This is a genomic window from Nocardia sp. NBC_01009 (assembly GCF_045208035.1).
In the GTDB taxonomy this organism is placed as follows: Bacteria; Actinomycetota; Actinomycetes; order Mycobacteriales; family Mycobacteriaceae; genus Nocardia.
The window spans coordinates 1,264,882-1,277,828 of record NZ_CP108695.1 but is presented as its reverse complement, the minus strand read 5'-3'; the positions used below and the strand labels follow the sequence as shown (position 1 = coordinate 1,277,828).

Annotated in this window: 1 protein-coding gene (running past one end of the window); it reads left to right on the top strand. The window is 61.6% G+C overall.

The window, feature by feature from the left end; translation table 11 throughout:
* Window positions 1-12,947: the final stretch of an adenosine deaminase gene (gene add, locus OHA42_RS05680; RefSeq protein WP_406235156.1), read on the top strand. Its footprint begins 35,281 nt before the window's first position; 12,947 of the gene's 48,228 nt are visible here — the last part of the coding sequence; its start codon lies beyond the left edge, outside the window; the stop codon is at window positions 12,945-12,947.

Below are 12,947 nucleotides of genomic sequence, written 5' to 3'. Positions count from 1 at the left end.
TGTTGGGGGGCACTGACCCAGGATTCATGTGTGGTCGCATGGCATTGCACCGTCTCGGGTTCTCCGCGGCCGAGGCACCCGGGTTCGAGGGAGCGCGCCCCGACTACCCGCACCCGCTGCCGTGGCCCTCGGGAATGGTGGTCGGCGACGTCACCAAGCCTCCCTCGATGGCACCGCCCCATTACGCCGCAGCAGTGGCCGGCCGCACCGAGGATTTCAAAGCGATCGGCCTCAGCGTCGAGAAGAATGAGCCGGTTGCCAGAGCGGGCCGCGAGGCGGCGCCGAAACCTCTCGTCAATGCCGATGAATGGACTCGGCCGCAGGATATTCCCGACCATAACCTGACGTACAACGGGATGTACTTGACGCGGCTGTCGTGGGCCGCCGAGGACGCCGTCGATAGAGCCTTGGCGACGTTCATGCCCGATAGTGACTTCGAGATCACGTTCGATCTGGGCGCAGGCACCTTCCAGGCACACGTCCAAGCAGCCGATCCACCAGTGGTGGTGGGCGGTTTCGGCGCGCAGGACGGCGTGGTGGTCGCTGTGGCTTGGGCGCCGCAGAATAGCGACCCAGACCCGGCCGAGGCAGACCTTGCCGCCGCGGCGGCCCGGGCGACGCGGGTGGGCGACGCGGATGTGGCTACGGCGCAAGAGGAGTCGATCGAGGCGACACTTCCGATCCCGGATCGCGGCTACAGTGACCGTGCCCCGGAGGCGAAGGGCGCATCGACCCACCAGGAAGCGCCCAACCCTCCCGGTGTTGAACCGGATTCGGCCACACATGCTGATCTCAGCACCTCAGCGCAACCGGATCCAGGGCTCACCTCTCTGCGAATGCCATCCACCGAACCGGCCGGTATCGACGAGCCGGTAGTGGGTAACCAGCGCTTGTCGAACGGATCTGGTTCGAATCCTTGGAACAAAAAAAGGCGAACGACCCCGGGGTCCACGACCCCGAATCCGTGGAACCGTGGCCGTCCGAAGAAGCCGGTGCAGGCACGCGACGACATGTCCGCCGATCCGGACGCGGGTCCTCCCGTCGCGCTCCCGCCGACCGACATACCGAAAGGTCTGCAGGATCTGGCGGCTCCCCAGAACCTGCCGACCGGCGATGGCCGCGGCTACGAACCCCGCGAGCAGCAAGCGGCCCGGAGCTCCGGCCCCACCGACAACGATCGGGATCGAGGCGAGAAGCTCGACGGGTCAACCGCAGACCGCGGCGGTGCACCGCGGGCCACCTCCAAGCAGTCGCCATGGAATCGCCGCAAGCCGGCTCACCTGGGGATCGATCACGAGCCGAGTAACCCCGCGCGCACCGGCCCAGGGACAGAAGCATTCGGCCCGGGCGGCAATCGGACCGACGACGATCAGCAAGTCGACGCCGATGCCGAAGCTCGGATGCCCGTCCCGAGCGAGCTGCCTCCGAGTGCGCGCAAGGCATTCGAGACCGCCAAGAACGACATCGATGAGGTCGTCCCGGACGCACTATTTATCGCCGAATTCAAGGAAGCGGAACGCATAACCACCCCGGTCGACCAAGGACTCCGCGCCCGCGCAAACACCAAACACCCACACAAAATCCAAGGCCCACCCCCCGAGGACCCCCGAACACCTGACCAGGAAATCGGCGTCACTTCCGGAGCGCAGACGCCCGGCTCGGCTGAGCTGCCGCCGAGCGCGCGTCGAGCGCTCGAGGCAGCCGAAAGCAAGGCCAAGGAGGTGATGGGCGCCGGGGAAACCGATGCGGAGGGACCGACGCAGCGGCCCGAGCAATCGACAGGGCGCTACCCAGCCGAGTCGAACGGGTCCGAGGCCCGGGCAGCATCGAAGCCAAGGTTCGCCCGCGCGCCCGGCCTGGCGGTAGCCGATAGGTTCACTTCGCAGCGTTCAGGGCTCGGGATCAAACCCGATGCACGCCGGTCCGGCCCGTCTGGCATCGAAGCCCGCATGTCCCCAGAAGGACAGCTGTTTGTGGAGTGGTATCGGGCTCGGCTGGCTGACAACTCGGGGATGCCGCGGCAGGGGCTTGCAGAGTATGTCGAGATGCACGGGCTCGGGGCAAGGCAGGTGGAGCGGTGGCTGGAACGTGCGGGGCTCGACACGAGCAGTCACCCTGAACAGGTCGGACAGTTTCCGCGGCCCGGAGACGGCGGCACAGCAGCATGGGCGATAGCGGTACGCCTATATCTCGGGCTGACGCACATGCAGATGGGTGCCTTGATAGGCGCCCGGTCCGGCGCATGGAAAGCTGCCGAACAGCACGGGAAATTGAACATGGTGCAGTTGCGGGCGTTGCTGCGCCGAGTTCCTGGCGCCCGCGAGGTATACACCGAGCTCGCGCAGAATTTCCCGGGGCTGCTCACCGAGGACGGCACAAGCAAGTATCCGGAAGGATACTCGACTATCGGTAGATATCTCCAGTTCAGCCGCGAATCAAAGGGCTATTCGCTCGCAAAATTGAGCAAACTTCTCGGAAGAAGTCAAGAAGAGATAGCATCGTGGGAGAGCGACGTATACCTGCCGAAACAGACAGATTTCGACGCCTGGTTCGATGCAGTCGCGATATCTAGCAAGGTAACGCGCGAAAATCTCGTCGAGATTTTCCCGCAGCTATCGCAAGAATCAGTACTGGTTCCGAATTTCTATGTTGCCGACTCGATGAGTGGGTATCTGGATCATTTCCAGCAAGTCAACAACCTCACATCATCAGAACTAGAAGGCATCACCGGAACCTCGGTCGCCGATATACGAGAATATGAGAATAATCATGAAGAAAAGAAGATCGCGGATGCTATGCGAGAGGCGTATGTCCGCGCACTACATCGGGCCGGTCCGTGGGGTGATCTCACCGATGCATGGGAACTTGTCAACCAGACAGATCCGACCGTACTAGATATTCCCGATCCGATCATTTACCAGTCGTTCGATGAGTGGCTGCGAGCGGTCGGCATGCATCATAGAATGACCTCGGCCGAATTCGACGACAGGATTTCGAGCGCTCAAGACGGATTTGCCAACCGCGATCCACATACAAGGACGGAAAGCGAGTTCTTTCTGGAGCTTCGGAACGCCTTCGATATACCACTACGAACGATGGCCGATGCGTTGCGGCTATTTCATTCGAATGAGGCGGCCGACAGTTTCTCCGATCTGACAAATGAATCACTCATATTTCCGAGGTTCGACGTAGCCGAGTCGTTCGGGGAGTATCTGCCACACTTCAGAAACCTGAACCATCTGACAAGAACGGAAGCCGCACGCATCTTCGGCGTATCCGTTCAGACCATACAGTTCCAAGAAGAGGACCCGGGTCGAGGCAGTGACGACCTCGCCATGGTGGCGACATACCGTCGCGCACTGCACCATGCAGGCCCCTGGAACGATCTGGCCGATGCTTGGGGATACGACTTCCGGATGGACCCCCTCGGATCCGACACACCGAACCCGGCTGACTACAAATCGGTACACGATTGGCTGAAAGCGACACGCCTGTTCCACGGAAAGACACAGCGGGAAATCGGGGCAGTGGTCAGAAGACGACGTCGAACGATCAGTGCTTGGGAGTCCCGTACAACTCCCGGCGTCCTTTCCCTCCGAAAGATTCGAGACGCACTGGATATACCGAACGACACTCTTGTTGCTGCCCTGATCCGCTTCTCTCCATATCGCGGCGTACCGGTCAAAGACGAGGCCGTGCAACGCTTGTTCTGGGATTTGATTGCGACAAGTCCCGGATCTGTGGAGGAGCGTGAGATCCGCAATAAAATATTCGAAATGCACGCATGGATCGCAGAAATGGCAGTTCGAGGATGGGACGTCCCAGACGAGCAACACAGCGATCTTGTGCAACGGGCCAACGAGGCGATCCTGATCGCCACTCGGAACTATATTCCGCCAGGAAACTTTACTGCACTTGCGTGGGATCACGCACGATATGCCGCTTTTAAAGCCTATTTTGAGTATCGATACAAGAACGTGGACGACTCGACGCGACGGCTACTCATCAAGGTCGGCGCATATATCAACAGGCATGACGACGGAAGCGGAGTTCTCTCCGGAGCTCTCCCCTCTGAAGCCGAGATAGCTCAAGCGCTGAATTTGACGCCGACCGAGGTAACAACTGCGCTGCAGCTGCGCGAGTATGAGACGGTGTCATCCGACGCGTCGTTCGGTCCAGAACGTCCACGCCCGGATGTGGAACAGCCCATAGGGGCATCCATGGATATGGACTTGTCGAAGGAGATGCGGAATCGGGTCAAGGAGGATCTAAAAGATCTCCCGGACCCAGAATTGGCAGAACGCATTGTGCTGCACCACTTAGTGGGCGCCCTTCTGAACATCACACCCGAAACCGCGCAACAAGTAATTGCTTCGGCCACCGAAAAGCTCCGTGAGGTATTCACCCGCCCAGAATCCACGCCGACCGATGATCGGGACTCGCAGCCGAGCCGCCCGCCAGTGTCCGGTGAACCTGCTCCATCGGCTCAGGAGAGTGCCGTTGCCGCCAGTGAAACAAACTCGGCTGCAAACAGTTCTGCGGACAGCCCCGCGTCTGTCCCGGCGGAAACGCTCGATCCGCCAACGAATGTCCAGCCTGAACCGCAGCAAGGGGCAGCGAAGGAAGCCAGCGCTGAGGAACGCGACGGTGAAACAGCTACCGACGCGGATGCCGCCGTTCCCCCGGCTGACGCACACAGTCCCGCCGAGGCTGAGAAGAGGCATCCAGACCGTGGCCCGGGAGACTCCGGCAGTTCCGACGCAGCACCTCCGCCTCGCAGCGGACCTTCGAACCCGTATCCGAAGATCGAGCTACACGTGCATCTCGAGGGCACGATCCGACCGGAAACACTACTGGAGATGGCCAGCCGTAATGGTGTGGAGCTGCCTGCGGACAATGCCGATGCATTGTCTGAGATGTATAAGTACCGCGACTTCGGCCACTTTCTCCAGATGTGGCGCACCACTACCGGTGTCATGCGGACGGAAGAAGACTTCCGCCAAGCCGTGATCGATTACGCCAAAGAGGCGAAGTCCCACGGTGTGGTGTATGTCGAATTCACCTTCTCTCCCATCAATCGCAATAAATGGGACGGTATCCCCTACGAGGCTATGTTCAACGGTGTCGCTGACGGCATTACTATCGCGGAAGAACATTACGGTGTCATCATGCGGGCAATGCCCAGCCTGATCTGGGGAGAACCGCCCGAAGGGGCTGAAGAATGCGCCCGTTGGGCCGCACTATACAAAGACCGAGGCATCGTCGGCTTGGACCTCAGTGGTAATGAACTGGCGCGCGGCGACGTCTCGCAGTACGACCCGGCGGTAGCCATAGCCCGCGCGGCCGGGCTGGGGATCGTGCCGCACGCAGGGGAAGCCGGAGGCATCGACGCCATTTGGGAGGTCCTGCGTTGGAATCCGGACGGGCTACAACATGGCATCGCCGCCGCCGGCGATCCCGCCCTGATGGCCGAGCTCGTCGCTCGGAACATCGTTCTGCGCGTAACCCCGACCTCGAATGTGGGCACCAACGTGGTGGCCAACATAGAGGACCATCCCTTACCGCAACTGCTCGCCGCCGGCGTCCGCTGCAGTATCAGTACCGACGACCCAGCTCTCTTCGGCACCGACCTCGGCAAGGAATACGCCTTGGCCGAGCAACTCGGTATCAGTCCGGCCGCCGCCTACCGAGCCGGGGTCGATGGCGCATTGTGTGACGCCGCCGTGAAGCAGCAACTGCGTGAGATCGGCGAGGAAGCGTTCCGAGACTCGGGCGACCCCGAGTTGGCAGTTTCTCCACCGGAACTGATGGAGATCCTGGCAGAGGGGTCGTCGAGAGACGAGCTTCTGGAACAAGCGAGACGCAAAGGCTGGCGCGATACCATCGTTCCCGCGCTACGCGAGGCGATCACCTCCGCTCGGTTGGCCACAGGCCGGTCACTACCTACACCCGAAGAACTCGCGGAGCATCTGGGCATGGCGTCGGCGGTCTCCCTGCACCAGGGCTACCAGCAATTGACTGGTGAGGGGTACCTGGCGAGCAGCGACGAGCTCGGCACCACCGTGGCGAGTCCAGAACATTGGACCCAGGCCACACCGCCCGATAATGCTCCGTACATCGCGCACGACAACGACTTCGATCACCGAGCAGCGCTCGATCTCCCTGACAAGAAGCGCCCCAGGCAATCTTTGGGTGGGCCTGGATTCGCGGGACTCCATGAGGGCGCCGTGGCCTTCCACCACCCACCTGCCGACGACCATCAGCAAGTCAGCGCAGATGCAGAAACTCGGACGCCCAGTTCCGCATCGCGACAGCACACCGGGTCGCGGGAACCGATACCAGCCCCGCCGGGCGCGAGTGTGGTGCCCACGAACCTGGACGACGCCCGGGTCGAAGCAAACGGACTGAAATCGTCGCGCGATGATGTGCGCGACGCGGCTGTGCTCAACGCCTTCAGCCCGGAAAGTGGGGCATCCAAAGGCAATTCCGGCGATAGCGCGTCTCTGAGAGCCCAAGATCTTGTGCTGGATTTGCCGAGACTGGAGCGGCTACGTACCGAGCGCGACGAGCTGCGGGCGGAACTGGAGACGCTGGGCGGCGCGGAGGTGGTGTCGTTCGATACGCGGAAGATAGAGCAGTATCTGGTGAGTCTGCTGGAGCTACGTCGCACGGAAACGGGTCCGCCGCAGGAACTAGCGCGTGGGATCGAACTGGCCGAGAATTTCTTGCGCATCGAAAGACTCGTCGCCGATGCCAACACAATCCTTCGGGCCGAGAGGCGACCCGGCGTCGGGCCGGTCGAGTCACCCGGGTCTCATCGGTTCCTGGACCAGCTCACCATATCGCCCGCCGAGTTCAACGATCATTCGGTCACGAGACAGCATGAGATCGCGGCAGCCGAATTGGCCCAGCACGCTAGGGTTTTCGCCGATGCCGAGGAGCTGGCCGAATACGTTCAGCAACATTTGATCTGGAACTTCGACAGCTTGCCGGAGGAAACGGTCAAGGCTGTGAAAACGGCGAAGGACGCCACCGGGACCGATCCCCTCGGATACGCGAACGTCAACGCGCACCTGGCCGCACCACACGGCGAAAGCCCGAACGACGACGTAGCTCGCGCGGAAATCCCTCGCATCAACCGGGCAATGAGCGAACTCCGTCATTCGCTGATGGTTGTCGGGGCGGCCACGTTGAGCGAGAGCGATATCGAGAACCCCAACAGCATGGTCGGCCAGACCAAGTTTGTGCACGGGTATCTGCCCGCCGAGATCGGCATCAACCCATCGAACAGATTGCAGGACTTCGACCTTGTGCATCTGCTCGTCCCCGCAGGGATGCGAGCGTTGTACGAAGAACCATTCACCGGAGTGAAGCAGGTCGTCCTCGACCACGGCTTCCACTACGTGGTGACCCGCGTCGTCGTCGACGACGGCCTTGTTCATCAATACGGTTATGTGCTGCCAAATGATTGGGGCCTGCAAACGGACAGCCCGCCGCTGCTACCGGCAGCAACGCCCGATCTACCCGCGGATCCCCCGTCTGAACCGCGGCACGACGCAGAAGCAGAGACGAGAGTCGACCCGAAAAGCACTCCGGACGCTCCACAGACTCGTGATCTGCCAGTCGAGCCATTGCCCGAGGTCGTGCCCGGCGGCATCCATGTACGCGACGTCACGCTCGCCGTAGCCTGGGCGCCACGCGAAGCCGACACACACCAGGCCGCCGCCGACCGAGCAACGAGCACAGATGAGCGCCAGGATGTTCCGGCCCGTCGAGGGAAGGGCGCGATGCCTCCCGACCCCGTCGCAATCAAGAACGCGTTGGACATCCCCCTGCGCCGAGCACAGCAATTGTCGGACCCACTGGTCGCGCCCGCGTCAGAGCTGAAGAAGCAGAAATCCGGTAGGCCGAACCCGTGGGTACTCACCAGGCTCGGTCCAGGGGACGCCAAGCACCCGGAGACGCCTGGTGAAGGCAACACGCAACGGGACGTGGCGGCCGAGCAGGAGCCGGACGCTGCGGGCTCGGCGCGGGTCGTTACCGCACCTGAGGGTGATGCGGCCGCGGTAGCCGAGCAGGAGGACAGGAGTCCGGCACAGATCGAGGCCGAGCGGCTGTTTGCCGAGGCCTTGCAGGTGCTTGCTGTGGCGGTCGAACAGGTGGACAGGGACCCGAACCAAGCTGCGGCACAACAGGCGTACGCGGAAGGCCTACAAAGGCTCGCCGAGGCGGCCGAAGCTGTGCTGCGGACCCTTCCCGGCAACAAGCATTTCGTCGGGATACCGCCCATCGAGCCTGGTGAGCTATCCGGCCGGGCCTGGAACGAAAGCCCAGAGCGGTATGCCTGGGAGCTGCGCTGGATCGCTGAGCGGAGTGCTCGCCTCGGGGCCCTCGCGGCGTTCCCCGCGGCCGCATTGGAAGCGGAAAAGCTGATGGGCCTTACCAATACGTCGCAGAGCTCGGTGATGATGCGGCAGTACCGGCGCCGGACGCCTGACCAGTGGAGTCCCCTCTGGAAGTATCAGTCGCTGATGGCGGGGTCGCCGGAGCAGCCGAGCGGAGCCGACACCACGAGTCGGGCCACCGTGATCGGCGGCCCCATCCGTGCGCTATCGCTCGACGAGATTCTGCAGGCCCTCTACGACTCGTTGATAGAGCCGAGGCCGGTGATGGACCTCGACCGCAACCGGATGGCGCCACCGCTACTCACGGTCTTAGAGCGTCGCGTCTGGCTCCCGATCCCCCGCGGCGGGTGGTTCGGCTACCACTTCCCGGTGAGCCGAGGGATGCAGAATCTGAAGCGGCCGTACATGCGCGCGCGACTCTATTCCGACCTGGTTCTCGATAATCGAGGTTCCGAACGGCGCTCCGAATACTGGATGACCAAGGTTACCGAGCCTTACCTGATCAACCATGGCAAGAAAATGCTTGTCGAGTACGACGCCGGTCCGCAGACCGGGGAGAATCGAATAGCTCGATGGTTCACGTCGGTGGTAGTGCAATTGATGGTCGCGCCGTCCGATGATGCCCCTGCCCTGCTCCATCAGGCCCTCCAAGAGCAGCTGAATCTCGATGTCGCAGCGTTGTCTGCCGAAGACCAGATGGTCCAGCGATTCGCCTCGATAGTGAACGATTTGATGGATGGGGATTACGACATCGGCAGCTACCTGCGCCGCCGGGACTGGCCGGAGATACCAGCGTTCATCGAGGACGTCCGGTCCGCTGTCAGTAAGCGCCATCCTCCCGGCGCTGTGGAGCAGGTGCCGGTCATCTGGACGCTGATCCAACCGTCGTCCGCAGAAACTGAGACGAATCGTCGAGGTGACCCTGCTCCCTCGGCACAGGAGAGTGCGGTCTCTGTCGGCGAAACCGATTCGGCTACAGGCAGTTCTGGGGCACCGCAGCTGGAGCGGCCCCAGCCGACGTTGCGCGGCGCGAACGTGATTCCGCTCGGCACCGTCGGTTTCGAAGAGCGCTGGGACAAGGAAGGACGGCTGGCGTCGTCGCGCAATGATGTGCGCGACCTCGCGGTCGTCAATCGCTTCAGCCCGGAAAGCGGTGGCGACAAGGGCAATCCAGACCCTGAGGGTGGCAAGGCCGGCGCGTTCGGTCAGCCGGAACCGTCCGCAGCTTCGGGGTCGTCTGATGAACCAACGGGGTCGCCGGCGACTGGCGACCAACTGCCACACAGCTCGTCGAACGTGCCCGAGCCTGCGGCGGAATCCCCGGCTGCTCCGGAGCTATCCACCGGCAGAAAGAACGAATCACTGCTGCGCCTGAGTGGCACCGACTCCAACGTCAGGATACGCCTCGGATCCGAGCTCCTCAATGCGACCGGATTCGCGGTCCTAGAAACAGCGATGGGAATGTGGCTTCTCGAGAAGATCGGGCCTGGGCCAACTGGTGCCATTGTATTGCTCACCAATGTGCCCTACGTTGTCGGCGCACCGATCGCGGGATATATGACCGACTACTTCTCACCCAGGAAGTTGATGAAGTGGAGCGTAATCGTGGGGACGGTAGCATCAGCCACAGCGACTGCCGCCCTTGCGACTGGAACTTCATTCGCCGTCCCCATACTCGTCACAACCACATTCGTAGAAGCAGGTGTTGCCGTCCTGTACGGAAACAGTTCCAGCAAGGTGCTTAACGCGATGGTAGGCGACGCGCAAATGGGACTTTCCCGCTTCAATGGCCTCAAACAGAACCTCACCCGAGTTGCGGGAAGCGCATTCGGGCCCGGGGTGCTGGCAGCCGGCGCTGCGTTTGCTCCCCTCTTCAATCTCGGCACAAATATCGTGAATCTGATGACAATGTCGGGAGTACCTGATCTCCCGACCGCGCGGCGTAAGAACAGTATTCGGGAAGAATTCCGTGATTCGATCGTGCTGGGTTTGCATACCCTATACGATCACTCCCTGCTGCGAAGTATCAACAATAGCCAAGTTCGCAACAATGCCATTCTGGGAGTGCAGTCGTTCCAGTTCACGTCGCTGGTCCTCAACTCTGGCTTGTCATATGGACAGCAGGGAGCACTGCTGACGCTTGTCCCTGCCGGCGCCTTGCTAGGGAACCGCATACGGTTGGAGAACCTTCGGATCAAAGCGCTCAACAACACCGCGGTGGTCGGCTTGGCCTCGACCGCCATCGTGGCGGCAATCACCACCAACCCCTGGATAGCCTCGGCGGCATACGCCGGTGGCTGGGCAACCCTCGGCGTGGCCGCGATACCTGTCAACACCTACGCGCGCGTAAAGGTCCCGTTCGAAGTGCAGGGACAAGTGGGAGCCATGCGCACCGCGACGACCAGAGCCGCATTCGCACTGGGCGGCTTGGCCGGCGGCGGCGCACTCGCGCTAGGTGGACAACAGCCTGCCGCCACCGCTCTCGCCGTCGGCATCGGCGCCACCGCGGCCTGGTCCATCCTTCAGCGACTCTTCGGACACAATAAGGCCCGGAAACTGCTGGACTCCATCAACCAAACAGCCGAAGCAGTATGGGCGCTCGGTCTCAACGAAGGAATCAAACCCAAACGACGACAAAAAAATTGGACTCACCTCAGGGACGCCATCGCCACCCAGCTCGTCGAAACCCACCTCGCCCCTGACACCGATGACCCTCTTGCTTACCTCCTCGACAAGGTCGAGGATCCCGACAACAAGGTCGACACCGTCGTCATCCTCGTCGACTACGGCAAGAACATGCACTCCTACACCGTCACCAATGTCGGCGGCGGCCACAGCGTCATCTTCGACACCAACATCCCCAACCACGACGACACCGACCCCGACGACCCCGACCGCATCCCCCGCGTCCGCACCCGCAAGAAATGGCAACAGTCCTACGCCCGCGACATCAAAAAGGCTTACGTCGCCGAACTCACCATCGACAACAACGACAACCTCACCAACCTCCCCACCCAACCCAACCAACAAACCCCACGTAAAGACGGCGAAATCACAGACAAACCCGGCAACCATAAGCGCCACCCTCCCGCCACTGAACCCGCTCCCTCAGCACAGGAGAGTGCGGTCGAGATCGGCGAAACCGATTCGGCTACAGGCAGTTCCGGGGCACCGCATGCTGAGGGGCCGCGGCCGACGTTGCGGGGCGCGAATGTGATTCCGCTCGGCAGGATGGGCTCCGAAGAGCGCTGGGATCATGAAGGAAGGCTGAAGTCGTCGCGCAATGATGTGCGCGATTTGGCGGTAGCCAATCGCTTCAGCCCGGAAAGCGGTGGCACCAAGGGCAATCCAGACGCTGAGGGTGGCAAGGCGAGCGCGTCCGGTCAGCCGGGACCGTCCACAGCTTCGGGGTCATCTGATGAACCGACGGGATCGCCGGCCACTGGCGACCAACTGCCGCACGGCTCGACGAACAATATCCCCACAGCCTCACCCGCGCAGGCAGAGAATTCCTCGATTACAGATCCGGAGCAGCCGAAGGCACCCGGGCCGGGGAGTAGTGGCCACCGATTCGAAATATCTCCGGAAGAGGCCCAGGAATTGTACGACGAGGTCCGGGATCGGGAACCGGACTTCGCCGGGACCGGCAACAGGATAAATATGGTTGACACGAGCTCAGGCCCAGCGGTGGTCAGATCCAAAAAAGAAGAACCGGCCGAGACTTTCTTGAAGAAATGGATGCCCGAGAACACGGCCATAGAATACGCGCGTGAGTGTGACGTGAGAACACCTAAGATCCTCTACGCCGGGACGGACCCGGCTACGGACACGGAGTTCACAATCATGCAGTATATTCCCGGTGAAACGCTGTCTTTCAATGATCCCGATCTGCTGAATCGGCTACCTGATCTTTTGGATCAGGTGCAGTCGATGTCCTCACACCCCCTACCGGCTGGAATGGAACTCGACATTCCAGGGTGGCAGCAGCAGATGATCCAGAATGCCGACGATGCGTATCGCAACCTGCCACCAGATCAGCTGTCGAGGCTCGACGAACTGGGGATCGGGCCGTTGTCGGAGCATGTTCGGCCGGACCTTAGTCGTGCGGGTGAACCGGTTGTCTTTGCTCACAACGACCTTTATCCGCTCAACCTTCTGCTCGATGACCAACGGAAATTGTGGATCCTTGATTGGGAGCTTGCCGGACCCGGTGATCCGCTCCATAACGCATCGCTCTTCCTCGAGCGTTTGTGGGGGATGGATGAGGTGACCCGTGCTCGGGCCACTGCGATGTGGATCGAGCGGATATCGCCTGTGAATCCTGCCGTTGATATCGAAGCAACCCTCAACATGTACCGCAGCATGGCACACTGGAGAGGAACAGTGATGGGCGCTGCGGAGATGCGGCCTAGCGTTGCTGCGGACCCAAGCTCCTTCGAGCGCTGGGTCGACTTGTACCACGAGCGATTTTCTCAAAATTCCAATTTTCCTGACCTTTCACGGGATGAATTGCACACACTGCTCCGCAGATGGGTTGAATGA